Annotated in this window: 26 protein-coding genes and 1 pseudogene; 10 read left to right on the plus strand and 17 right to left on the minus strand. The window is 63.6% G+C overall.

The window, feature by feature from the left end; genetic code table 11:
- The first annotated feature begins 87 nt into the window (after positions 1-87).
- The 3 genes from SS05631_RS21030 (at position 88) to SS05631_RS21040 (ending at position 3,713) form a co-directional block, all read left to right on the plus strand.
- On the plus strand, positions 88-1,311 hold the full coding sequence (locus tag SS05631_RS21030) for an MFS transporter (RefSeq protein WP_037418740.1): 1,224 nt from the start codon (positions 88-90) through the stop codon (positions 1,309-1,311).
- A 152-nt stretch (positions 1,312-1,463) separates the two neighbouring features.
- Complete coding sequence (locus SS05631_RS21035) at positions 1,464-1,898, plus strand: OsmC family protein (protein ID WP_037418854.1); 435 nt, start codon at positions 1,464-1,466, stop codon at positions 1,896-1,898.
- Positions 1,899-2,231: 333 nt separating this feature from the next.
- Positions 2,232-3,713, plus strand: a complete 1,482-nt coding sequence (locus tag SS05631_RS21040; protein WP_037418744.1) for a trypsin-like peptidase domain-containing protein — start codon at positions 2,232-2,234, stop codon at positions 3,711-3,713.
- 82 nt (positions 3,714-3,795) lie between these two features.
- Here SS05631_RS21040 and SS05631_RS21045 read toward each other — a convergent pair whose 3' ends face one another.
- The 10 genes and pseudogenes from SS05631_RS21045 to SS05631_RS21090 all read right to left on the minus strand — a co-directional run bounded on the left by SS05631_RS21045 (position 3,796) and on the right by SS05631_RS21090 (position 12,857).
- Complete coding sequence (locus tag SS05631_RS21045; RefSeq protein WP_037418747.1) at positions 3,796-4,056, minus strand: hypothetical protein; 261 nt, start codon at positions 4,054-4,056, stop codon at positions 3,796-3,798.
- Between the two features lie 59 nt (positions 4,057-4,115).
- On the minus strand, positions 4,116-4,298 hold the full coding sequence (locus SS05631_RS21050; protein ID WP_037418750.1) for a hypothetical protein: 183 nt from the start codon (positions 4,296-4,298) through the stop codon (positions 4,116-4,118).
- A 100-nt stretch (positions 4,299-4,398) separates the two neighbouring features.
- Positions 4,399-4,655, minus strand: a pseudogene (locus SS05631_RS21055) (type II toxin-antitoxin system ParD family antitoxin).
- Between the two features lie 79 nt (positions 4,656-4,734).
- Positions 4,735-5,526 carry an ATP-dependent Clp protease proteolytic subunit gene (locus SS05631_RS21060; protein ID WP_037418755.1) on the minus strand — a complete coding sequence of 264 codons (792 nt, stop codon included), beginning with the start codon at positions 5,524-5,526 and terminating at the stop codon, positions 4,735-4,737.
- A complete protein-coding gene (locus SS05631_RS21065) occupies positions 5,513-6,820 on the minus strand; it encodes a hypothetical protein (protein ID WP_037418758.1) in 1,308 nt (435 codons plus the stop codon). Before SS05631_RS21065 ends, SS05631_RS21060 begins: the two co-directional genes overlap by 14 nt.
- 102 nt (positions 6,821-6,922) lie before the next feature.
- Positions 6,923-7,186: a hypothetical protein gene (locus tag SS05631_RS21070; RefSeq protein ID WP_037418762.1), complete on the minus strand. Its 264-nt coding sequence runs from the start codon at positions 7,184-7,186 to the stop codon at positions 6,923-6,925.
- On the minus strand, positions 7,183-8,742 hold the full coding sequence (locus SS05631_RS21075) for a S8 family serine peptidase (RefSeq protein ID WP_037418857.1): 1,560 nt from the start codon (positions 8,740-8,742) through the stop codon (positions 7,183-7,185). The genes SS05631_RS21070 and SS05631_RS21075 overlap by 4 nt, the downstream gene beginning before the upstream one ends.
- Before the next feature lie 132 nt (positions 8,743-8,874).
- A complete protein-coding gene (locus SS05631_RS21080) occupies positions 8,875-9,948 on the minus strand; it encodes an alcohol dehydrogenase family protein (protein WP_037418766.1) in 1,074 nt (357 codons plus the stop codon).
- 12 nt (positions 9,949-9,960) lie between these two features.
- Complete coding sequence (locus SS05631_RS21085) at positions 9,961-11,337, minus strand: aspartate aminotransferase family protein (RefSeq protein WP_037418769.1); 1,377 nt, start codon at positions 11,335-11,337, stop codon at positions 9,961-9,963.
- Positions 11,338-11,360: 23 nt separating this feature from the next.
- Positions 11,361-12,857 (minus strand): NAD-dependent succinate-semialdehyde dehydrogenase, encoded by a 1,497-nt coding sequence (locus tag SS05631_RS21090; RefSeq protein WP_037418772.1) that lies wholly within the window; start codon positions 12,855-12,857, stop codon positions 11,361-11,363.
- 510 nt (positions 12,858-13,367) lie between these two features.
- Here SS05631_RS21090 and SS05631_RS21095 point away from each other — a divergent pair.
- The 5 genes from SS05631_RS21095 to SS05631_RS21115 all read left to right on the plus strand — a co-directional run bounded on the left by SS05631_RS21095 (position 13,368) and on the right by SS05631_RS21115 (position 17,008).
- Complete coding sequence (locus tag SS05631_RS21095) at positions 13,368-14,123, plus strand: GntR family transcriptional regulator (protein WP_037418773.1); 756 nt, start codon at positions 13,368-13,370, stop codon at positions 14,121-14,123.
- A gap of 4 nt (positions 14,124-14,127) precedes the next feature.
- Positions 14,128-14,913: a transporter substrate-binding domain-containing protein gene (locus tag SS05631_RS21100; RefSeq protein WP_037418777.1), complete on the plus strand. Its 786-nt coding sequence runs from the start codon at positions 14,128-14,130 to the stop codon at positions 14,911-14,913.
- Between the two features lie 64 nt (positions 14,914-14,977).
- A complete protein-coding gene (locus SS05631_RS21105) occupies positions 14,978-15,649 on the plus strand; it encodes an amino acid ABC transporter permease (protein ID WP_037418780.1) in 672 nt (223 codons plus the stop codon).
- Positions 15,646-16,305, plus strand: a complete 660-nt coding sequence (locus SS05631_RS21110; RefSeq protein WP_037418782.1) for an amino acid ABC transporter permease — start codon at positions 15,646-15,648, stop codon at positions 16,303-16,305. The genes SS05631_RS21105 and SS05631_RS21110 overlap by 4 nt, the downstream gene beginning before the upstream one ends.
- Positions 16,283-17,008 (plus strand): amino acid ABC transporter ATP-binding protein, encoded by a 726-nt coding sequence (locus tag SS05631_RS21115; protein WP_037418785.1) that lies wholly within the window; start codon positions 16,283-16,285, stop codon positions 17,006-17,008. The genes SS05631_RS21110 and SS05631_RS21115 overlap by 23 nt, the downstream gene beginning before the upstream one ends.
- 14 nt (positions 17,009-17,022) lie before the next feature.
- On the opposite strand, the gene SS05631_RS21120 is transcribed toward SS05631_RS21115, so the two are convergent.
- The 3 genes from SS05631_RS21120 to SS05631_RS21130 form a co-directional block, all read right to left on the minus strand.
- On the minus strand, positions 17,023-17,340 hold the full coding sequence (locus tag SS05631_RS21120) for a cupredoxin family copper-binding protein (protein WP_037418789.1): 318 nt from the start codon (positions 17,338-17,340) through the stop codon (positions 17,023-17,025).
- Positions 17,337-17,861: a DUF4142 domain-containing protein gene (locus tag SS05631_RS21125; protein ID WP_037418792.1), complete on the minus strand. Its 525-nt coding sequence runs from the start codon at positions 17,859-17,861 to the stop codon at positions 17,337-17,339. The genes SS05631_RS21120 and SS05631_RS21125 overlap by 4 nt, the downstream gene beginning before the upstream one ends.
- A 79-nt stretch (positions 17,862-17,940) precedes the next feature.
- Positions 17,941-18,621 carry an RNA polymerase sigma factor gene (locus SS05631_RS21130; protein WP_037418860.1) on the minus strand — a complete coding sequence of 227 codons (681 nt, stop codon included), beginning with the start codon at positions 18,619-18,621 and terminating at the stop codon, positions 17,941-17,943.
- Positions 18,622-19,081: 460 nt separating this feature from the next.
- Here SS05631_RS21130 and SS05631_RS21140 point away from each other — a divergent pair, with 460 nt between their 5' ends.
- Positions 19,082-19,366, plus strand: a complete 285-nt coding sequence (locus tag SS05631_RS21140; RefSeq protein ID WP_037418795.1) for an acylphosphatase — start codon at positions 19,082-19,084, stop codon at positions 19,364-19,366.
- 236 nt (positions 19,367-19,602) lie between these two features.
- Here the strand turns inward: SS05631_RS21140 and pcaF are convergent, their stop codons facing one another.
- Genes pcaF through SS05631_RS21155 form a run of 3 tightly spaced genes read right to left on the minus strand, consistent with a single transcriptional unit; the run spans position 19,603 to position 22,467 of the window.
- Positions 19,603-20,805 (minus strand): 3-oxoadipyl-CoA thiolase, encoded by a 1,203-nt coding sequence (gene pcaF / locus SS05631_RS21145; protein ID WP_037418798.1) that lies wholly within the window; start codon positions 20,803-20,805, stop codon positions 19,603-19,605.
- Complete coding sequence (locus tag SS05631_RS21150; RefSeq protein ID WP_037418801.1) at positions 20,805-21,596, minus strand: CoA-transferase subunit beta; 792 nt, start codon at positions 21,594-21,596, stop codon at positions 20,805-20,807. Before SS05631_RS21150 ends, pcaF begins: the two co-directional genes overlap by 1 nt.
- A 10-nt stretch (positions 21,597-21,606) precedes the next feature.
- On the minus strand, positions 21,607-22,467 hold the full coding sequence (locus SS05631_RS21155; RefSeq protein ID WP_037418804.1) for a CoA transferase subunit A: 861 nt from the start codon (positions 22,465-22,467) through the stop codon (positions 21,607-21,609).
- 181 nt (positions 22,468-22,648) lie between these two features.
- On the opposite strand from SS05631_RS21155, the gene SS05631_RS21160 reads away from it, so the two are divergent.
- Positions 22,649-23,404, plus strand: coding sequence for an IclR family transcriptional regulator (locus tag SS05631_RS21160; RefSeq protein WP_037418807.1), 756 nt, complete (start codon positions 22,649-22,651; stop codon positions 23,402-23,404).
- Positions 23,405-23,499: 95 nt separating this feature from the next.
- Here the strand turns inward: SS05631_RS21160 and SS05631_RS21165 are convergent, their stop codons facing one another.
- A complete protein-coding gene (locus SS05631_RS21165; protein WP_157213172.1) occupies positions 23,500-23,733 on the minus strand; it encodes a hypothetical protein in 234 nt (77 codons plus the stop codon).
- Between the last annotated feature and the right edge of the window lie 18 nt (positions 23,734-23,751).

The raw sequence follows: 23,751 nt of genomic DNA on the forward strand, positions 1-23,751 counted from the left end.
TTATTTGACATACGATGCGTATGCAACTAATTAAGGACGTACGCCACGTATGTAAGTGGTGAACCGGGTCCTTACAAGGAACGTCTCATGTCCAATCCTTATGCAGAGATATTCAGAGCGCCGGGAGCCAAAGGCTTTTCAGCCGCCGGCTTCCTCGCCCGCCTGCCGATCGCCATGGCGCCGATCGGCATCGTCGCGATGCTGTCGCAGACGCACGGAGAATACTGGTTGGCGGGCGCGGTGTCGGCCACTTTCGCGCTGACCAACGCGCTGATCTCTCCCCATATTTCCCGGATGGTGGATCGCTACGGCCAGACAGCCGTCGTCATCCCGACCGCGACGATTTCGGTCTTTGCCTTCCTCGCCCTCATTGCGGCGTCCAATCAGAATTGGCCCGATTGGGCGCTCTTCGTCTCGGCCTTCCTGGCTGCCGCCATGCCCAGCATGCCGGCATTGCTGCGCGCACGTTGGACCGAGATCTTCCGTAACCGGCCCGAGCTGAACACTGCTTTTGCCTTTGAATCATCGGCGGACGAACTCGTCTATATCGCCGGAGCGTCGCTCTCGGTTGGCTTGGGCGTGGCTCTCTTCCCGGAGGCGGGAATGCTGGCGAGCACGATTTTCCTTGCTCTCGGAACGCTGGCATTCATCATGCAGCGCTCGACCGAACCGAGGCTGCGCCGTACGGATGTCGAAGCATCGCAAGGTTCGGCGATCCGCCTGCGTGCCGTTCAGATCATCACGCTCGCCCTCGTATTCGTGGGCTCCACCTTCGCGACGGCGGAAGTGAGCGCCGTTGCAATCACCGAGGAACTCGGCCAGCCGAATGCGGCAACGGTCGTCATCGGCGTCTATGCAATCGGGTCCTTCGTGCTCGGCCTGATCCTCGGCGCCCTCAACCCGACGATGCCGTTGCACCGACAGCTCCTGATCGCCGTTAGCGCGCTGGCCGTCACCTCCTGGCCTCTGCTGATGGCCGGCACTGTCCCCCTCCTGGCGCTCGCCGTCTTTGTCAGCGGCATCGCTATCTCGCCGACCTTCATCACGGCCTTCGGCCTGATCGAGCGCCGCGTGCCCGCCTCGATGCTGACGGAAGGGGTGACGTGGGTGACGACCGGCATCGGTATCGGCATGGCGCTCGGTGCCTTCGTCGCAGGCTGGGTGGTCGACAGTTTCGGGGCTGAGAACGGCTTCTGGGTGTCCGTTGTCGCAAGCGCGGCGACCGTGGCGATCATCGGTCTGGGCCAGCGGAGCCTCGCCGGACCCGCGGCGGAATGCCCCCTGGGCCCGCTTGCCCAACCGGCCGAATAGCCAAGTCGGAGCTTGCACGCACGCCCTTTTCGAATCGAATTGGCGAATTTAGTGGGAACATGCCGCGCTCATCTCGGGGCGGCATGTTCTTGTGCGATCATTCACGTTATCAACATCGTAGGAAGAGCGACATATTGCGACAGGAGGCGATCATGAAGGCGCGCATCAAATGGGTCGAAGGGCGGACCTTCGTCGGGCAGTCCGGCAGCGGCCACAGTGTCGTGCTCGGTACGGCTTTGGGGCCGGAGGGGAGCACGCCCGGGCCGAGCCCGATGGAACTGGTGCTGATCGGCACCGGCGGATGCTCGGCCTTCGACGTCGTCCATATTCTCGAAAAGGGCCGCCAGCCGGTCGAGGATTGTATCGTCGAGCTCAGCGCCGAGCGGGCGGACCAGGATCCGCGCGTGTTTACCCGCATCCACATGCATTTCGTGGTCAAGGGGCGCGGGCTTGCGGAAAACAAGGTCGAACGCGCCATTGCGCTGTCGATCGAGAAATACTGCTCCGCATCGGCAATGCTTGCCAAGACGGCCACGATCACCCACGACTTCGAGATCGTCGATACTGCTGCCGCCTCGCCGGAGTGATGTGCAGGGCCTGGCCGGTCGGATCCGAGCGCTGCAGCCCGGACCGGAGTCCCCAGGACCATTTCCTAAAATCTCCAGAGATATTCTTCGGGAACAACTGTTTATCTCAGCTACGACTTGGCATTTGCCATTCGCGTGCAGATGAACATAATTTCATGAATGAAATTTAATCTGAAGAATGAGGCGAATATCACATTTTGACTGTTGTCGTGGCGTTATCTGGTGGCGACGGCGCGGTGGATCGGCCGGAAGACCAGTATTTGTTCTGGGAAAGCTGATGTAAATCCACCGTCGCCGCGTATCAAACCTCCGGATTTTAGAAGGAGACACGCCATGGCCAACTCTTCAGAACAAAAGGGCTCGCGCGCGGGCCGCTTGACCGCCGTGCTGGCGGCTCTGTCCTCCGTTTCCGCGCTCAGCCTCGCCGCTCTCGTCGCGGAACCTGTTGCCATGCACGCAACGCACAACCAGAGCTCGACCGTGCGGGCGGCTCCGAATGCCGTGCAGCGGCCATCGGCGGCGGAGCCCGGCGACTTTGCCGACATCGTCGCCCAGGTGAAGCCGGCGGTCATCTCGGTGCGCGTCGAGATCGACGCGGCGCAGCAACAGGCCGCAGCGCAGGATGACGATGGCACTGCCGATCCCGATGACGGGCAGGGTCCCCTCATGGGCGAGGGCTCGGGCTTCTTCATCTCCGCCGACGGCTATGCAGTGACCAACAATCACGTCGTCGACCATGCCCATTCCCTCGAGGTGATGACCAGCGACGGCCGCAGCTACGAGGCGAAAGTCGTCGGCACCGATCCGAAGACCGACCTTGCCTTGATCAAGGTCGACGGCCGCGATCTCCCGCATGTGCGCTTTGCCGATCAGCGGCCGCGTGTCGGCAACTGGGTGATCGCGATCGGCAATCCCTATGGCCTCGGCGGCACGGTTACCGCCGGGATCGTTTCGGCCGAAGGCCGCGACATCGGCGCCGGTCCCTATGACGACTTCATCCAGATCGATGCGCCGATCAATCGGGGCAATTCCGGCGGGCCGGCCTTCGACGTCAACGGCGATGTGATCGGCGTCAACACGGCGATCTTCTCGCCCTCCGGCGGCTCAGTCGGCATCGGCTTCGACATCCCGGCCGACACGGCAAAAGCCGTCATCGCCGAGTTGAAGGACAAGGGCCATGTGACGCGCGGCTGGCTCGGCATCAAGGAGCAGCAGGTCACTCCCGATATCGCCGAAGGCCTCGGCCTGAAGGAGGCTAAGGGCGCGCTCGTCGACGAGGCGGATCCGGCCGGTCCGGCCGGCAGGGCTGGTATCCGGTCCGGCGATCTCATCATGGCGGTCGGCGGGGCGACGATCAATGACCCGCGTGAACTGGCTCAGAAAGTGGGCGCGATGGCTCCGGGCACCTCCGTCACGGTGAGCATCCTTCGCGATGGCGCGGCAAAGGACGTCACCTTGACACTCGCCACAATGCCGGAGGACCGGCCGGCGCCGGTGGAGGCGGCAAGCGGCGGCGGTGCTGCCCCTAGCAGCGAGCAGGACTTCGGGCTGCTGCTTGCGCCGGCAAGCAAGGTGGTCAGTGCCTCGGAAACAGGCATGGTCGTCGTCGCCATCGATCCGAAGGGAGCGGCGGCGCAACATGGGCTTGAGGCGGGCGACGTCATTCTCGACGTCGGCGGCAAGGCGGTTTCGAACGCAAGCGACTTCCGCCGCGATCTCGTGTCGCTCCGCAAGGAAGGCAAAGTTGCCGCGCTGCTCCGCATCCAGTCGGGCGGCGTGACGCGCTTCGTCGCCTTGCCGCTCGGCCACGCATGACGAAGCAGGTGGCGAAGGCTTTGCCGGATAGGATCGGGAGTGGGGAGACGAGCATACTCGTCTCTCACGTCAACGGGTCAGGTTAGCTTATCAATGTGCCCCAGCTGGGATCCCATTGAACGTCCTCGACAAGCTCCACATAGATCGGCGCCTCACCCTCGCTATGGGTCCTTGCAAGCCGGAAGGCGGCTTCCGGCTCCATTTCCTCGCCTGGGAAGATGACGTCGTCCTCCGACGGGTCGACGGCCTGACGTACATAACCCCTGATCTCGTCGCGGTAGCGGTAGAGCTTGACGATGATTGCGCCCGGCACCGGCTTTTCAGGCAACCGTCGGATCAGCATGCGGATCTCTCCTCTCAAGGAGGCATCTATATCTCCCGCAACCGGATCGGCGGCATCAGCTAGGCCATTCCGGCCGGGTCGCCGATCGGCAGAAGCGCCGGGTCGGTCGGGTCTTTGGTGTCCTCCGGCTTCTTGACCGGCGGATCGGGGGACTTCTCAAGGCCGCGATCCGGCCGGCCGGGGATTCCTTGCGGCTCTCTCGGCGTTTCGGCGGGTGCGGGTATAGGATCTTGCTTCGGCATGGCGGTCTCCTTTCGAAGAGACAACGACCATGGGAGACGATGGTTCCTGACCTTGCTTTCCTCGAATGACACGGGAAACACTGGTCGGCGACCAAGCGAATTACTTAGGGTCGCGCGGAATTTCAGCCCGCGCTAGCGCCGCCGAGAAAAGCTCGTCCTGTGTGAGCAATTTCCTGCGCCGCTTTTCAGCCCGTCATCGACTAAGCGCTGCATGGCGGCCATCTTGTCATTCCGCTCTTGATCCCTACGGATGAGATCGCGCACATCGTCACTGGCGTTCGCATAGCGGCCAGTCCGCGTTTGTACTTCCACCCAGTCCTCCATGGCGTCGGGCAAAGATACGTTCATCGTGGCCATGTCAGTCTCCATACTACGGCCAGGATGACGCTCTTTGGCAAAACTTTGTCAAATCCGTATTCCCTCGGGAAAAGGCAGGTTATCCTGCCCCGTCCTTCTTCCTGGCGGTGGCGAGCGGCTGCGATGTCAGCTTGAACTTGGCCATTTCCGCGGATGTCAGATAGTAGAGCCGGTCCGGCGGGGTTTCGAGCGCGGTGATCCAAAGGCCGGCGCCGATCCCCATCGTGTCGAGATGGCGGCTCACCCGGGCCGTGGTGGATTGTGCCGCAGACATCGCTTCATCCGCCGTTTGCCGGCCGCTGCCGCCATTGAAGACCTGGTGCACGCCGACGATGGCATCCTTGTCGGCGATGCGGCTGACGCCGCCAGCAAAGATGATGGGACAGGAGGAGGCGCAGAGCGCTCTCGACGCCACCCTGGTCCCAAGCTTCCTTTCGCGGATCAGGCTCGAAATCGCCAAGGCGTCGTCCACCGAACCGCCGGGAGAATTGAGCGCTACCGTCTTTACATATTCGCAGCGCACCGCAATCTCCTCGGCGAAACGTCCGCTTGCGCCGGGATCAATCGTGCCCTCGGCGAGCAGGACGCCGCCGGATGCGAGTTCGAATGTCATCGGTCGTCGCAGCACGTCCTCCGGGCTTGCGGGCTGTACGTGCGGAGTCGGCCCGCCTTCGGTCAGCGCCGGCGGCAGGATGGGCCGGTTCTCATGGAACGGATCGAAGGCCGGCAGCTCGGCATTCATCGCCGTAAGGTCACGCACGTCGATCAGCAGAAAGATTGCCGCAGCCGAGAGCAGTGCGTAGAAAGCGCCGCGCATCAGCACGCCGTCGTCGAGCTGCATCAGCGCCTTGAAAGTGTCATCGATCCTCATGCGAGCGATCCTTTGGACGCGTTCTCGGGTCGAGATTGGTGATGTTGTGCGCTTCCTCCGCTTTGCTTTCGGCGTCCGCGTGCCTGACTATTTCCCCGAGATTGGTGCCGTTCGTCGTTGCCGCTCGCTGCACGTCCAGCGCCTGCAGAAGCTCGGCCGCCGTGATGCGCTCGGCAAAGGGCAGCTTCTCCTCCTGTTTGCGGATCGCCCCGTGCACGGCAGCGAGAATGAACACCAGCACGCCCGGCAGCAGGTCGATGGAAATCGCTCCGGCCCAGGCCGGAATGAAATCGGCCGCATAGCGCAACACGGCTTCGGCGGAGGAGAGCGGGACGAAGCGCCGCTCCGCCACCGGCGCCCGGGCGAGGATTTCGTCGGCCGCCTCGGAGAGCACCTTGGACTGCGCCGCCACCGAAGCCCGCACCGTCTCCATCACCTGGTCCTGACGGTTGACGAGATCGGCGTCGCCGCCATCGGCCACCGGGGCGATGAAGCCGAGCGACAGGTCGTCAGCCGCGCGGCGGATCGACGGCGCGATCGAGGTCTGGCCCAGCGAGGCTATGACGCCTGTGAGTGCCACCACTTCCGAGGAGAACTGGTCGGCACGCGGTTCGATCGCGCCCGGCGCGGAGACTAGCATGCGCATCGTCTCGAGCCGCTTCTGCCCCTCGTTGAACAGCGTCGTCACCTGTTCGCGCGAGGCGTTGATGCCGTTTTCGAGTTCCTTCATCTGCGCCGACATTTGCGACAGAAGCTGCACGACGCTTCCCGAGCCCGTCGTGCCGGTGAGCGCGCCCGTCTGCCGCTCCGAGGCGGCAAGCTGGGCGAAGCGTTCGGAGGCACGCTGGATGTCGGGCAGCAGGCTCTGGGCGGCAAGGGCGTTCTGGTGCGCCTGGTCGAGGTCGGCCGTATAGTCCTCCACCGTTTGCGCCAGATGCTGTTCGAGCGCGGCCGATCCGGCCAGTGCCGCCGCATTGAGCCAGCTCGACATGGCGATGATCATGGCCGCGCCCAAAGCCATGACGCCAAGCATCGCGGCCCGGCCCGTATGGGTGATCACATGCGGATAGAAGCGGGCCATATAGGTCCAGAAGGCGTAGATTCCGACGGACACCGAAGCCGAATAGATCATCGCCGCGAAGAAGACAGCGGTCGCCGAGCCGTCGAGAATGCTGCGCACGCCGAGATAGGTATAGACGCCGGAGGCGAGCGCCAGCACCGCAAGCGCAAAGCGCGTCATGGTTTCGACAGCCACGACGCCGTCGTGCAAACGTTGGGATGCGCCGACTGCCATGGGCAAGATCTCCGCGAAGGAATGTATTCCTTAACAGAGAATTAAGAAGCGGGCGGAATAAAGGCCGCCGCCTACCACCAATGGCGTAACGGGAGCGGGACCTTACGCTCCGTTGGCGCCACCTCGCCGGGCGGGTATGCTCGCGTCCTCCACCTCCGGCATGTCTCGGATGGCCGACAAGCAGTCGGTCGCTTCGGAATGTCTTCTCAAACGAGCGAAATGAATCCGCCGCAAGGCCTCGCTGCGGCTGTCTCGTTTGACGGGGGCCGCGAGCTCGACACCCGGAATGGCTTGGATCCTGATCAACAGGCGTTCGCGCTCTTCGACGCTAACGCCGGCGCGGATCGTGAACATGATGTCAGTCATTGCCCGAAATCCCTGGTGCCTATGCTGCCAATGAGCTGCTCCAAGTTCAGACGACCATAGCCGAAATCGGGCGTGAAGTCTTGGCCGCTCATGGCCGGCACCTTGTCGGCGCTCGAAGCCAATGCGCCGCGGATCGCCGCGGGATCCCTTGCGCCACCATTTGCAATATAAAGCGCCGCGGCGGCAGCGACATGCGGAGATGCCATCGACGTTCCGGGCCATGCATCATAATCCGTCTCGCGTATATCCGGCTTTCCCTGCGTCCAGCGCCCGTCGGGCCCTCGTTCCGCTTTCCAACGCATCTGACCGGGATAGGTCGGCAGCGTCGACCAGATCGCGTCGCCGGGGGCCGTGATCGTTATGTGGTTGCCGCGATTGGAAAAGCTGGTGATCCGGTCCTGAAGATTTGTTGCGCCCACGGCGATGACGCCCGGTATCGCCGCAGGATAGGAGATCGGACTACCGTCGCGCCGTTCGTTCCCCATCGCAGCAACGACGGTCGTTCCATTGGCAAGCAGCGCCTCGAAGGCTGCACTCTCCGTCGGGTCGGGCGCGCCGCCGCCGCCGATCGAGAGGTTGACGACGTCAATGCCGGCATCGGCGCAGTCGAGCAGCGCCCGCAGATACATCACCGGGTCGACGAAATAGGCGAACTCCGCCGTGCCGTCAGGATAGGTCAGCAGGTCGGGGCGATCGTCGAAAATCTTCCAGGCGTGGATCTGGGCTCGCGATATTCCGTTGATCCCGAGATCGTTGTTGATGGTTGCCGCGATCGTCCCTGCCACATGCGTGCCGTGGCCGACCAGATCCTGGGCCGAGCTCGCCGCCGGAAGATCGGGGTGCTCGTATACATATCCACCAATCTGGTCTTTAAGGTCCGGGTGATCCGCGTCGATACCGGTATCGAGCACTGCGACCTTGATCCTGCTTGCGTCGTCGAAGCCGCTTAGATTGCGGGCCTCGTCCCATCGGACTTTGCGGAGATTCCACATCGTATGGGCAGGCGGCGGTTCCGTCGCAATGCGCCCGCGAGCCCCGGGTTGAGCTGCCTTGGAGGCGCGCCGAGCGGGTTTTCGCGGCGATTTTGCCACCAGATAGCGCAGCGGCACCCGCGCCACGGATGCAACGGTCGGATCTCCCGCGAGCGCCAACTGAAGTTGCCGCAAGTCGACGTCACTCACCAACTCGACCAGGCTGGCGGCCCCGCCCGGTGTTCGCAAATCGATGGCGGCGTTCAGGTTCAGGGCAGGTGCCGACCACCCGTCCCCCTCGTTTTCGGGTACCCCGAGCAGTTCCGGCTTGGCGCTGCCGTCACGGCTTGGCCGCACCAGCATCCGGCTGGCGTAATGGGGAGACTCCCGTGATACGGGCGTAACGCGTTTCACCAGTCCCGCTCGCTCGTAAAAGGACAAGGCCTGAAGCCCGCTGCCGAATGATGCGCGTGCCGCCTCGAAGGTCGCTTCGAAGCTTGGCTGGCGCGGCTGAGGCTTCATGCGGACGAACAGCATTGCTTCATGGTAGGCCGGGAGCCCGGCGTTCCTGAACAATGGTCCGATCATTGCCTCGCACTTACTTAGGATGGCGCCGCCTATTTTTGACGCAATGCAGGGTGGATTTCAACGGCACCGGAAGTGTGGCGCGGGACCTGACAGGCAATATCTGGGCGTGGGTCGACCGGCAGGTGTCCGTCAATCCGGAACGACCACCAGCTTGCCGACGAATTTCTTCGCCATGAAGTCCCTCTGCGCCCGATGAAATTCCGACAGCGGATAGACGCCGCCGACAAGAGGGCGGATCTTCTTCTCTTCTATGTAGCCGACCAGCCTCCGGAAATCGGCGCGGCTGCCCTGGCTCGAACCGTGCAGCTCCAGTTGCTTCAGATACATGGTTCTCAGATCAAGCTGGACGACCGGACCGGCGATCGCGCCCGCCGTCGTGTAGCGGCCCTCCGGACGCAGGATTTTCAACAGATCGTTGAAGAGGGGACCGCCGACGAGATCCGCGACGACGTCGATCGGCGCGCCGTGCACGGCTTCGTTGACGGCTTCGAAGAGATCGCCCCTGCCGCGGGTGACGACCGCCTCGGCGCCGATGTCGAGCATGGCGGCTTCCTTGCCCGGACCGGCAACCGCGATCGGAACGGCGCCGCGGGCGCGGGCGAGCTGGATGATCGCCGAGCCGACGCCGCCGGAGGCGCCGGTGACCAGGACGCGTTCGCCGGCCGCAAGCCGCGCCCGTTCCAGCATGCGTTCGCCGGTCAGATAGGCGCAGCAGAAGGTGGCGAGTTCGACATCCGTCAGGTCGGTTGCCAGCACATGAGCGTTCTCGGCCGGCAGCGCCATGTACTCGGCATAGCCGCCGTCACGGCCGTGGCCCATATAGTCGATGTCGGCCAGACTATCGTCGTCGCGGTTGTAGATCGAGAAATCGACCATGACGCGTTGGCCAATGCGGGCCTTGTCGACGCCCTCACCGACGGCGACGATATGCCCGACCGTGTCGGTGCCCTGGATGCGCGGGAAGGTGAGCGTGTTGCCGTGCCGCCTCCAGGTGGAGACGGCGCCGGGATCCTCCTCGGTGCCATAGGCGCCCTCGCGCACCCAGACGTCGGTGTTGTTCATGCCGCAGGCCCTGACCTTGATCAGCACCTCTCCAGGAGCTGGAGCCGGGACTGGGACGTCCCGGCTATAAACGAGCTTGTCCAACCCGCCGTGGCCGGTGAGCAGCACTGCCGCCATGGTCTTCGGAACGGAATGCATCATGGGCCTTCTCCTTCAGCGGCCGAGCACGGATTGGATCGCGTCGGCCGCCGCCTTGACGACGATGTCGGCCTCCTCGCGCGTCAGGCAGAGCGGCGGGGCAATGCCGAGAATGTCGCCCTGCGGCATGGCGCGGCCAATGACGCCGCGTTCGAGGAGCGCTGCCGCCACCTGCGGCCCGATCTTGCGGCCCGGATCGAAGAACTTGCGGTCGTCCCGGTCCTCGACGAATTCGATCGCCGCCATCAGCCCGTCGCCGCGCACCTCGCCGACATGGCGATGATCGCCGACCGCCTTCTGCAGCTCGACTCGGAAATAGGCGCCCGTCGAACCGGCATTCTCGACGATGCCGAGCTCGTCGATCAGCTCGAGATTGGCGATGCCGGCGGCAGCACAAATCGGGTGAGCCGAATAGGTCCAGCCGTGACCGATGGCGCCGAGCTCGTCCGAACCCTTCACCAGCACCTGCCAGACCTTGTCGGAGACGATCGTGCCGGAAAGCGGCGCATAGGCCGAGGTCAGGCCTTTGGCGATGGTGATCAGGTCCGGCTTGATGCCGTAGTGATCGGAACCGAACATGGTGCCGAGACGGCCGAAACCGGTCACGACCTCGTCGGCAACGAGCAGGATGTCGTATTTCTCAAGCACCGCCTGAATCTTCTGCCAATAGCCCTTCGGCGGCGGCACGATGCCGCCGGTGCCGAGAATCGGTTCGCCGATGAAGGCAGCAACGGTGTCGGGCCCTTCGGCGAGGATCATCTCCTCCAGCTTCTCTGCGCAATAGTCCGAGAACTGTTCCTCGCTCATGGAGCGGTCGGGGCGGCGGAAGTAGTAGGGCGCCTCGGTGTGCAGGATCGGCGCACGCGGCAGGTCGAAGGCATTGTGGAAGAGATGCAGACCGGTCAGAGAGCCGGTCATCACACCCGAGCCGTGATAGCCGCGCCAGCGCGAGATGATCTTCTTCTTCTCCGTCCGGCCGAGAATGTTGTTGTAGTACCAGATTAGTTTGATGTTGGTTTCGTTGGCATCCGAACCCGAGAGGCCAAAATAGACGCGGCTCATGCCTTCCGGCGCGCGATCGATGATCATCTTCGAAAGCCTTATCGACGCTTCCGTGCCGTGGCCGACATAGGCGTGGTAATAGGCGAGGTTCTTTGCTTGGCTCGCGATCGCCTCGGCGATCTTCTGGCGGCCGTAGCCGACATTGACGCAATAAAGTCCGGCGAAGGCATCGAGGCTGCGCTTGCCGCCGATATCGGTGATGTAAACTCCTTCGCCGCCGCCGATGACGCGCGTCGGGCTCTCGCCGCGCGCATGCGTTCCCATGTGGGTCGAGGGATGGAAGAAGTGGTCGCGGTCCCAGGCGCTGAGTTCGTTGCTTCTTTCGAGCATGGTCGTTCCTTTCGTCAATCCGATCAGGCGGCGGTGTCGATGCAGAAATATTTGAGCTCGGTGAAGGCCTCCATCCCGTGGCGAGAGCCCTCGCGGCCAAGACCGGACTGTTTCCAGCCGCCGAAGGGGATCGGCCCGCCGGTGATCTTCACTCGGTTGATCGCCACCATGCCGTATTCGAGCGCGCGGGCGAGCCGCATCTGGCGGGCGCCGTTTTCGGTGACGACATAGGCGACGAGGCCGTATTCCGTGTCGTTCGCCCGGGCGATTACCTCGTCCTCGCTATCGAAGGCGGTGACGGCGGCGACCGGGCCGAAGGTTTCCTCGCGCATGATCAGCGCCTCGTCCGGCACATTGGTGAGCAGCGTCGGTTCGAAGAACAGCGGCCCCGCCGGGTGGCGCTTGCCGCCGGCGGCAAGCCCGGCGCCGCGTCTTAGCGCGTCGGCGACCTGCTCCTCGACCTTGGCGACGGCGCGCTCATGCATCAGCGGGCCGATCTCGGCGCCCGGCTCGAGCCCGGCTCCAACCTTCAGGCGCGCCATGCGGGCGGCGAAAGCCTCCTGGAAGGCTTTGAGGATCGGCCGCTCGACATAGAGGCGGTTGGCGGCAAGGCAGTCCTGTCCTGAGGTCGCGAACTTCGCGGCGATGGCGATATCCGCCGCCTTCTCCACATTCGCATCGGCAAAGACGATCAGCGGCGCATGACCGCCGAGCTCCATCACCAGTCGCTTCATCGTCGGCGCGCATTGGCCCGCGATCAGCCGGCCGATCTCGGTCGAGCCGGTGAAGCTCACGGCACGGACGCGTGCGTCTTCGCACAGGCGCCCGACAACCGTCGCCGCATTGCCGGTGACGACGTTGAAGACACCGGCGGGCAGGCCGGCGCGTTCGCCGAGTTCGGCGAGGGCAAGAGCGGAAAGCGGGGTCTCGGAAGAGGGATGCGCCACGACGGTGCAGCCGGCCGCGAGCGCTGCAGCCGCCTTGCGGGTGATCATGGCGGAAGGAAAGTTCCAGGGCGTGACGATGCCGACGACACCGAGTGCCTCACGGCGGACGATCATCTCGGCGCCGGCGAGATGGCTCGTCACGCTTTCGGCATTGAGACGCTTGCCCTCCTCGGCATACCACTCGAGGAAGGAAGCGGCGTAGTCGATCTCGCCGCGCGACTCGGCAAGCGGCTTGCCCTGCTCGAGCGTCATCAACAGGGCCAGGTCTTCGCGGGCCGCGAGCATCAGTTCGTGCCACCTGCGCAGGATCGTGGCGCGTTGCTGCGGGAGCATGTCGCGCCACGACTTGGACGCCTTCTCCGCCGCAGCGACCGCTTCGGAGGCCTGCGTCGCATCCAAGGAAGCGACGAAGGCGAGAGCGGCACCACTCGCGGGATCGCTCACTTCGAGGCACTTGCCGTTGCGCGCGGCCACCCAGCGCCCGCCGACATAGGCGAGCTCCCGCAGCAACTGCCGGTCGCTCAGGTGTTTCAAGGCTTCGTGGAAGGCGGTGCGCGCAAAAATAGCGGTCATGTGCAAATCTCCTCGTCGTTACGAAGAGATTGACACCGTTAGCGCGAGAGATTGTCCATTCCCCCGCTCTCCGGTAGAGACTTTGGCCAAAGGAGCGTCCCCCGCGAGAGAGACTGTCTAACCCCAGCGACCGAGGCACCCCCTCTGCCCTGCCGAACATCTTCCTCATAAGGGGGAGATTGGGCTCCGCATCAACTGCTAAACTTGTGGCTTCGGCGTTCGCAAGTTGCCTTTTGGGGCAGGTCCATCCTCCAGCCGAAATCTCCCTAGGGTTTGCTTGCGGGGAGACGACTCGCGGTAGCCGCTCCTTTCATGAAGCTGACCCAGTCGGAACTCCCATAGGCACCGAACGCGCCGCTAGCTTTCGCGGCACTATCGAGAACACCAAAGCTTTGATGAAAAAATGAGCACGTGGCGATTTTGATCGCCATTGAGACCAGCGGCAGCTACGCAAGCCATTGATAAAGAACACGTGACGCTCTTGGCACAAGGCTTGCAAGCCTGTCTTGTATGCAAGATTTGTCGCCACAACAGAACGATCAAAACGAGATAGGCGAAGCCATCGTCTCCGGTATTCTTTCGGCCCGCATTCGCCCCGGAACGCGGCTCGGTGAGAGCGAGGTCGCGAGCCTTTTCAGTGTTTCCCGCACCAGGGTGCGCGAAGCGATGATGCGGCTCGAGCAGCGCGGCATCGTCAAGGTCAGCCCGCGGCGCGGCTGGTTCGTCGTCGAACCCTCGGCCGAGGAGGCGATGATGGTCTATGCGGCGCGGCGGGTCATCGAGGCGGGGCTGCTGCGCAGCATGGAGGCGCTGACGCAAAGCGGCCGCGACAAGCTTCGTGCGCATCTGGCCGAGGAAAAGCTGGCAATTGCCGCCGGCGACCGGCAGCGTCTCACCTGCCTGATGGGCGACTTCCACATCCGCATCGCCGAACTTGCCGGCAATACTATCCTTGTCGAGATCCTGCGGGACCTGACGGCGCGCACCATCCTGATCTCCTTGCTCTATCAATCCGATTTCCACGCCATGCAGTCGCATCTCGGCCATTGCCGCATCGTCGCGGCGATGGAGGAGGGGAATTTTTCCAAGGCGGCGGAGCTCTCCGTCGAGCATCTGGACGAGGTGGAAACGGGGCTCGACCTCACTCGTCGCCCCGATCCGCTCGCCGATCTTCGGCACTCCCTTTCGCTGCCGCCGCAGAATGCGGCCGCGTCGTCAAATGCACACCCCGAAAAGCCAAACCATGACATCAACAGAGGAGAATGACCCAATGCTTTCAAGAAGAGTTTTCGTCGCCATGGCGGCAATGGTCGCCGCGATCGGCTTCGGCTCCATGGCGCAGGCCGATGCACTCGGCGACATCACCGCCCGCGGCACGATCCGCGTCGCCGTGCCGCAGGATTTTCCGCCCTTCGGCAGCGTCGGCCCGGAAATGGCGCCGGTCGGCTACGATATCGACATGGCCAATCTGATTGCCGAGAAACTCGGCGTGGAGGTCGAGCTGGTGCCGGTGACCAGCGCCAACCGCATCCCCTATCTGCAGACCAACAAGGTCGATCTCGTCATTTCGAGCCTCGGCAAGAACCCGGACCGCGAAAAGGTCATCGACTTCACGGCGGCGTACGCGCCTTTCTATAACGGCGTCTTCGCCCCGGCCGATTTTGCCGCCACGAAGCCAGAAGAGCTTGCCGGCAAGACCATCGGCGTCACCCGCGGCGCCGTCGAGGATCTGGAACTGACCAAGGTCGCGCCGTCCGATACCGTCATCAAGCGTTACGAGGACAATAACGGCACGATTTCGGCCTTCCTTTCGGGCCAGGTCGAGGCTGTCGCGACCGGCAACGTCGTCGCCGCGGCGATCCTTGCCAAGAACCCGCCGAAGCGCCCGGAACTCAAATTTCTGATCAAGAACTCGCCCTGCTATATCGGACTTTCCAAGGAACAGCCGGCGCTGCTCGAAAAGGTCAACGGCATCATCGCCGCCGCCAAGACCGACGGCAGCCTGAACGCCATTGCGCAGAAGTGGCTCGGCGCCGACCTGCCGGCCGAACTCTGACTACCCCCAAGCCACTCCGCGCGAGCGGGGTGGCGTCACCGCCGTTTGCAAACAGGGGTGCGCCTTGAACTATCACTTCGAATTCGGCTGGCTCTTCGAATACTACCCGCAGATCGTAAAGGGGATCGCAATCACGATCCAACTGATCGCCGTCGGCGCCGTCGCGGGCATTTCGCTCGGCATCGTCTGCGCCTGGGTGCGGGCGCTCGGACCCCTGTGGCTGAAGCCGGTGGTCGCCGCCTATGTGGAGCTGATCCGCAACACGCCGTTCCTGATCCAGCTCTTCTTCATCTTCTTCGGCCTGCCGTCACTGGGGCTGCAGCTCAGCGAACTGCTGGCGGCAAATATCGCCATGGTCGTCAATCTCGGCGCCTATAGCTCAGAAATCATTCGGGCCGGCATCCAGGCGACGCCGAAGGGCCAGTTCGAGGCGGGCGCCAGCCTTGCCATGACCCCCTTCGAGACCTTCCGGCATGTGGTGCTCATCCCGTCGCTTCAGCGCATCTGGCCGGCGCTGTCGTCGCAGGTCGTGATCGTCATGCTCGGCTCCGCCGTCGTCTCGCAAATCGCCGCCGAGGACCTGACCTTCGCCGCCAACTTCATCCAGTCGCGCACCTTCCGCGCTTTCGAGGCCTATTTCGTCTCGACCGCCGTCTACCTGCTGCTAGCCATCCTGCTCCGCCAGGTCCTCGGCATGGTCGGCCGGCTCATCTTCCCGAGGAGGGCGGCCAGATGATCGAGTTCACCATCTGGGACATCCTGCGCAACCTGTTGCTTGCCACCCGCTGGACGCTCCTGCTCTCGCTCGTCTCCTTCGTCGGCGGCGGCATGGTCGGGCTGTTGCTGCTCTTCCTGCGGATCAGCCGGCGCAAGTGGGCGCGGGCGGTGGCGAAATACTATATCGAGCTGTTCCAGGGGACGCCGCTCCTGATGCAGCTCTTCATCGCCTTCTTCGGGCTCGGCCTGTTCGGTATCGACGTGCCGGCCTGGCTGGCGGCGGGCGTCGCGCTGATCCTCTGGAGCGCCGCTTTCCTCGGCGAGATCTGGCGCGGCTGCGTCGAGGCGATCGCCAAGGGACAATGGGAGGCCTCGGCCAGCCTCGGCATGGGCCGGCTGCAGCAGATGCGCTACGTCATCCTGCCGCAGGCGATGCGGATCGCCGTGCCGCCGACCGTCGGATTCTCGGTGCAGGTGATCAAGGGAACGGCCCTGACCTCAATCATCGGCTTCGTCGAACTGTCGAAGGCCGGCACCGTCGTCACCAATGCCACCTTCCAGCCCTTCACCGTCTACGGTCTCGTGGCGCTCATTTATTTCGCGCTCTGCTGGCCCCTGTCCAAGAGCAGCCAGATCCTCGAAAGGAAGCTCAATGTCGCTCATCGAAATCACTGACGTCCGCAAGAGCTTCGGTGACAACGAGGTGCTGAGGGGCATTGATCTCGATGTCGCGCCGGGCGAGGTGATCGCCATCATTGGCAAGAGCGGCTCGGGCAAGTCGACGCTGTTGCGCTGCATCAACGGGCTCGAGACGATCAGCGACGGATCGATCTCGGTCGGCGGCACCCAGCTTCTCGACGACGAGGCGCATCTGAAGGCGCTGCGGCTGAAGGTCGGGATGATTTTCCAGCAGTTTAACCTCTTTCCGCATCTGACGGTCGGCGGCAATGTCATGCTGTCGCAGATGGTCGTGAAAAAGACGCCGAAGCCGGAGGCGGAGGCGATGGCTCGCAAGATGTTGGACCGGGTCGGCCTCAGCCAGAAATTCGACGCCTATCCGGACGAGCTCTCCGGCGGCCAGCAGCAGCGTGTTGCGATCGCTCGCGCGCTTGCGATGCAGCCGATCGCATTGCTCTGCGACGAGATCACCTCGGCGCTCGATCCGGAATTGGTGGCGGAGGTGCTGGCGGTGGTGCGCGAGCTTGCCGCCGAAGGCATGACGCTGCTGATGGTCACCCACGAGATGAAGTTCGCCCGCGACGTCTGTTCGCGGGTCGTCTTCATGCATCAGGGCCGCGTCCACGAGATCGGTCGGCCGGAGGAGGTTTTTGCCAATCCGCGGACGCCGGAGTTAAAGCAGTTCCTCGGGGCCCACTGAGGAGCCGCCGCGGATCAGGGCCGCACGGTGATGCGGCCCTTCATGTTCGGGTGGTAGCGGCAGATATAGTCGAAACTGCCTGACTCCTTTAGCAGGAGCCGGCCCGATCGCTTTGCCGGAATGAGCACGTCGGCGCCGCCCTTCACCGTGGCGGTGTGGACGAGCGCATCCTTGTTGATCCACTCGATCTCGTCGCCAGGCTTCGCCTCGATTTCCGTCGGCACGTAGACGAGACGGTCGATCATCACCTTTATGGTTTCTGCCTGCGAAGGAGCGGCGGTCGCTCCCAGCAACAGAGTTAAAAGGGCCGCTCGCACTCGCACCGCACTCATTTCAGCTCCGTCGCGACATGTTCGGCGTGCTGCTGATGACCCTGGAAGAGCTTCAGCCCGGTTTCGAGCAGGCTCTTGAGCTCGCCGTTCTGGGCCGCCGGAATCAGCATTGTTTCGAGCGCGCCATTGACCTGCTTGTGGTAGGCGACCTCGTGCTCGACATAGGCCTTGTCGAACTCGGCGCCCGTCAGCTTTGCCAGTTCCTGGCGCTTCGCTTCGGCCGCCTGCGACAGTGCCTTGCTGGTGTCGTTGTCTTCCGGCGTGACGTTCAATTTCTTGACGAGGTCGAGGGCTTGGCTGTTCACCGCCTCGTGGTCGCGCACCATCGTCTCGGCGAATTTGACGACGGCCTTGTTCTTGGAGGTGGCGATCGCCTGTTTCGCCGCTTCGATGTCGAGCACGCCGGCCGTATAGGCGATATGGGCGATCTGCGGATCGGTCGGCTTGTCGGCGCCGAGCGCGCCGTTGGCGGCGAAGATGAGCGCGATTGCCGCTGCCGCGGTCGTCAGTCGGATGGTCATGGGATGTTCCTTTCCTCGAAGATCAAAAGGCGTTTTCGTTGACGCGTTTTGGATGCTTCGGCGGGCGAAACGTTCCCGCTTATTCGTCGGCTTCTATCGTTTGGCCGGAGATGCGGGCGAGGACGGCCTCGGTCAGGCGCTCGCAGCGTTTCCCGGCGAAGGGGAAGGCATCGAGCAGGACTGGGCCAATCTGCTTTTCTAGTTGCTGCTTCAGCAGCTGGCGCGCCCGATGCAGCCGCGTGCGGACGGTCTCGGGGCGGAGCCCGAGCAGGGCGGCAGTTTCCTCGTTGTTGAGGCCTTCGATGACGCGCAGCACGAAAACGGTCCGGTAGGCGTCCGGAAGGTGATCCGTCAGCCGTTCAACAAGGTCGAGAATCTCTCGCTGGGCCATGGTCTTTTCCGGGTCGCTCGTGTTTGTGTTCAGCGGGAAGGCGATGATCTCCGCCTGATGCAATTGCCGCATGCTCTCGACGAGCGCCATCTGGCGCCGGCTCTTGCGCAGGCGGCCGAGCGCCTCGTTGATGACGATGCGGGCAAGCCAGGTCGTGATTGCGGCGTCGCCGCGGAATTCGGCAAAATGCGTGAAGGCGCGTACATAGGCCTCCTGCAGCACGTCTTCCGCGTCATTGTTGTTGCGAACGATGCTCCGCGCGATCCGATAGAGCTTGCGGTTATGCGCCTGCATGACGGCGCGAAAGCTTTCGATATCCTCCGCACTGGGCGGGCTTTTCAGGCGATGGCGGATCTCAACGCTGGGCATGATCGGCTCCCCATGGTCATGTTGTTGCGCATTGGATGCCGCATCGCGCGAAACGTTCCCAAATCCGATGGCGGCATCACCGAATATAGCGCGGCGATGCCCCAATTCGAGCATCGCCGCGCGGGCCGTCTTCGAACATGCTGTGTGGAAAGGGCGATCAAAAAGAGAAAGCCCGGCGCGGGAGGAGGTGCGCCGGGCTTTCGATCCTGATCGGCAACTGGGAGGAGGAGGGTCGCCGATCCCTCAATAGAGCTGGGAGGAGGAATGCTCTATCGATAAGTCATACAATAATGTTGCATCGCAGCAATTGCAAGCCCAAAATGCAAATTATTTTGTCTGACCGGTAAAAAATGATCTGTAACTGCGACGCCGATAGGGCAAGCGGCAGGCGATCCGTTTCAGCAGCTTGCCTTCGGGGCAAGCTGCGCCAGATTCGGACAGAACGAACGAGGAGGCGGCCATGGCGGACGAACGCAAGGCGGCTTTGGTGCGGATCACCGGCAGGGTGCAAGGGGTGTGCTTCCGTGTCTGGACGCGCGACGAGGCCGAACGCCTCGGACTTGCCGGCTGGGTGCGCAACGAAAGCGACGGTTCGGTGACCGCCCTGATCGCTGGTACTGGTCCGGCGGTCGACACGATGCTCGGTCGGTTCTGGAAGGGACCCCCGGGTGCCGCCGTCGCCAGCGTTGCGAGCGAGGATGCATCTTCCACTGAAGCGCCGGCGGGGTTTCGCATTACCCGCTAGCTGCGATAACCTTGGGTTGGGGCAGAGGGAGGCCGTGGGCAAGTCCCCTCCCCACAGGTGGGAGGGGCTTACCGCGGCGCGCCCGCTCCGCCTATCTCGACCTTTGCCCCAGAAGCTGTCAGTTCAGTCTATCGAGCCTTGCACTGACTGGGAAAAGTGGCGCGACATTGCGGCCAGAAAAGCCCCCCCTTTGTGGGGAGGGGTCGGGGAGGGTGAAAGCGGAGGGCGCTAAAGTGCTAAACCCGTTCCAGCGCTACCGCGATGCCCTGGCCGACGCCGATGCACATGGTGGAGAGCGAATAGCGTCCGCCCGTTTCGGCGAGCTCCAGCGCCGCGGTGCCGGTGATGCGGGCGCCCGACATGCCGAGGGGGTGGCCGAGCGCGATCGCGCCGCCGTTGCGGTTGACGCGCGGGTCGTCGTCGGCGATTCCGAGTTCACGCAGCACGGCAAGCCCCTGGCTGGCGAAGGCCTCGTTGAGTTCGATAACGTCGAACTGGTCCTGCGTCATGCCGAGCCGCGCCATCAGCTTCTGCGAGGCGGGCAAAGGACCGATGCCCATGATGCGTGGCGGCACGCCGGCCGTGGCGCCGCCGAGAATGCGGGCGATGGGCTTCAGGCCGTGTTTTCTTGCCGCCGCCTCTGAGGCGATGATCAGTGCCGCCGCGCCGTCATTGACGCCGGAGGCATTGCCGGCGGTGACGGAGCCGCCGGCGCGGAACGGCGCCTTCAGCTTGGCAAGCGTTTCGATCGTCGTGGCGCGCGGATGCTCGTCCCTGTCGACGACGAGCGGCTCGCCCTTCTTCTGAGGTATGGTGACGGCGACGATCTCCCGGGTGAGCCGGCCGTTCGCCTGGGCGGCCGCAGCCTTTGCCTGGCTGCGCACGGCAAAGGCGTCCTGGTCCTCGCGCGAGATTTTAAAATCTTCGGCAACGTTCTCGCCGGTCTCCGGCATCGAATCGACGCCGTATTGCGCCTTCATCAGCGGGTTGACGAAGCGCCAGCCGATGGTCGTGTCGTGGATTTCGGCGTGACGCGAAAATGCGCTGTCGGCCTTTGGCAGGACGAAGGGCGCCCGCGACATGGATTCGACGCCGCCGGCGATCATCAGTTCGGCCTCGCCGGCCTTGATGGCGCGGGCGGCTGCGATCACCGCATCCATGCCGGAGCCGCAGAGCCGGTTGATCGTCGTGCCGGGGACGGCGACCGGCAGTCCGGCGAGAAGCGACGACATGCGCGCGACATTGCGGTTGTCTTCGCCCGCCTGGTTGGCGCAGCCGAAGATCACGTCATCGACCGCCTCCCAGTCGACCGAAGCATTGCGCTCGGCAAGCGCCTTCAGCGGGATGGCGCCGAGGTCGTCGGGGCGCACAGAGGAGAGCGAACCGCCGAAGCGGCCGATCGGGGTGCGAATGTAATCGCAGATATAAGTGTCGCGCATCAGGCGGCCTCCTTGCCCGGCCCGGTGCCCTCATGGGCCTTCTTGGTGCGGGCGTTGATGTCGCGCAGCACCGAGAGCTCCGTCTCGGTCGGCGCAGGGGTTTCGATAACGGTCTCGGCGAATTTAATCGGCCAGGTGCAATTCTCGACGATCCGCTCGCGGCTGACGCCCGGATGGATCGAGACGACGGTCAGTTCCTTCGTCTCCGAATCCGGCTCGAGGATGCACAGATCAGTGATGACGCGCGTTGGCCCCTTGGTCTTCAGGCCGAGTTTTTCGCGGGTGTTGCCGCCCTCGCCATGGCCCATCGAGGTGACGAAGGGGAGCTTCTCGACGAAGCCGCGCTTCGAAAGCGCCATGGTGATGAAGATGCGGCCGCAATTGGAGGCGATCTCCGGCGCGCCGCCGCCGCCCGGCAGGCGGACCTTTGGGTGGTCGTAGGGGCCGACGACGGTGGTGTTGAGATTGGCGAAGCGGTCGATCTGCGCACCGCCGAGGAAGCCGGTCGTGATGCGGCCACCCTGTAGCCAATAGCGGAACATTTCCGGAACCGAGACGGTGAAGAGCGCGGTATCGCAGAGCTCGCCGTCGCCGATCGACAGCGGCAGCACGTCCGGCTTTGTGCCGACGGTGCCGCTCTCGTAGATCAGCGTGATGCCCGGCGCATGCGTCAGCCGGGCGACGTTGCAGGCGGCCGAAGGCGCGCCGATGCCGACGAAGCAGACGTCGTCGTTGGAAAGTTCGCGCGCCGCGGCGATGGTCATCATTTCAGTGGGGGTGAAATCCGTCATCCTTGCCTCCTCAAGCGACCTTGGCCGCAGTCTTCGCGGCATGGCGGGCGTAGTCTTCGGGCCGAGCGTCGAGCACGTTTTCCTTAATCCAGGCCGTGAACGTCTCCCGGTCTCGTGCGATCTCGTCCCAGCGTATGTAAAAGGCGTTCGACCGCGGATAGTAGCCATGCGCGTAGGAGGGGAAGGCGCCGCCCGGCACATGGGTGACGGCCGTCACCGCCCAGGTCGGCAGTACGACGGAATTGGGAGAGGGCGGCGAGAGTTCGTCGACGATCTCCTCGACGGTGACGATCGAGCGCCTGGCGGCAAGCACCGCCTCCTTCTGAACGCCGACGATGCCTTCGAGCAGTACGTTGCCCTTGCGGTCGGCGCGCTGCGCGTGAATGATCGTGACGTCCGGCCGGATCGCCGGCACTGCAGCCAAGACTTCGCCGGTGAAGGGGCAGGTGACGCTTTTGATGTTCGGATTCACCTTCGGGAGGTCGGCGCCGATATAGCCGCGCAGCATGGCGAAGGGCAGGTTTGCGGCGCCCGCCTCATAGGCGTTCGCCATCGCCGCATGCGAGTGCTCCTCGATCTCGAGTGGCCGCGGCCATTGGTTCTCGACCGCATCGCGGAATCGGTGCAGCGAGCCGACGCCCGGATTGCCGCCCCAGGAGAACTTCATGCCCCGCGCGGCACCGACACCGATGAGCTGGTCATAAAGAATGTCCGGGGTCATGCGGACGAGGAACAGATCCTTTCTACCCTGGCGGATCACCTCGTGCCCGGCGGCATAGGGGATCAAGTGTGTGAATCCCTCCATGGCGACGGTATCACCGTCGCGGACATTCTCCGCCACCGCCTCGGCGAGCGACATTATGCGAGCCATGCAACTCCTCCTCTCTTAGCTGCCGGCGATACCTCTTGCGAGTGGCAAGCTCCGTTGCCCGGCAGCGGCGACTGCCGGGGAATAAGCGCCTCTTTCCGCCAACCGTCAAATATTTTGTGCGATATTTGACATTTGTTCGCATATCGCACAAACTACGGCTGATCTGAATGAGGGAAGAATTATGCGGGAAACGGATTTCGTCAGCGGTTTTGCGCGCGGCTTGAAGGTGATCGAGGCCTTCGGCGAGACGCAGCCGCGACTGTCGATCGCCGAGGCATCGAAGCTCACCGGCCTCGACCGCGCCACGGTCCGGCGCTCGCTGCTGACGCTATCGGAACTCGGCTATGCGGATTACGACGGCAAATTCTTTAGTCTCACGCCGAGGGTCCTAAGGCTCGGCCACGCCTATCTCTCGGCGACGCCGCTGCCGGCGATCGTCCAGCCTCATCTCGACCAGCTTTCGGAAAAGGCGGGGCAGAGCGCCTCGGCCTCCGTCCTCGACGGCACCGAGGTGGTCTACATCGCCCGCGCCTCGCAGCGCCGGGTAATGTCGATCAACCTGATGCCCGGCTCACGGCTGCCCGCCTATTGCGCCTCGATGGGAAGGGTGCTGCTTGCTGCCCTCCCTGAGAGCGAGGCACGCGAAATCCTGGCGCGCACGGAACTCAAAGCCAACACGCCGCGCACGAAAACTGATCCGGAGGAATTGATGGCGGAGCTCCGCAGGGTTCGCGAGCAGGGCTATGCGATCATCGATCAGGAACTGGAGCTCGGGCTGTGTTCGATCGCGGTTCCGCTGATGAACGCGCGTGGGCAGGTGGTTGCCGCGCTCAATATCGGCGCGCCTGCCGCCCATGTGGCGGTGGCTGAACTCGCGGAACGGTATTTGCCTCTGCTCAAGGAGACGCAGTCGGCACTCCGGCCGCTGGTGCAATAGATCGCATCGCGTCGCGTCCATTTAGTGGGACCGGAGGCGAGCGGCCATCATGGATGCGGGTCTGGAAACCTTTGTTCGCGAGGCGTCGGCTGAGATTATCGACGGCGTTGCTTTCTAAGTCTTTCCATTCTTTCCGGCGGGTCGACGAATAACACCAGCACAACCGCCGCTGCTACCAGGATGTAGGGCGGAACACCGGTCGTTGCGCTGACAAAGGCAGCAATCAGCATGGCGGCCGCAATATAGATCCCGATCGAGAGAGGACTGGATAGCACGTTCCAAGTGGAATCGGACATACGATCGTTCCAACTGCCGTCGAACGCTGCCATGACTGAAGATCCCCATCG

It is taken from the genome of Sinorhizobium sp. CCBAU 05631 (assembly GCF_002288505.1).
In the GTDB taxonomy this organism is placed as follows: domain Bacteria; phylum Pseudomonadota; class Alphaproteobacteria; order Rhizobiales; family Rhizobiaceae; genus Sinorhizobium; species Sinorhizobium fredii_C.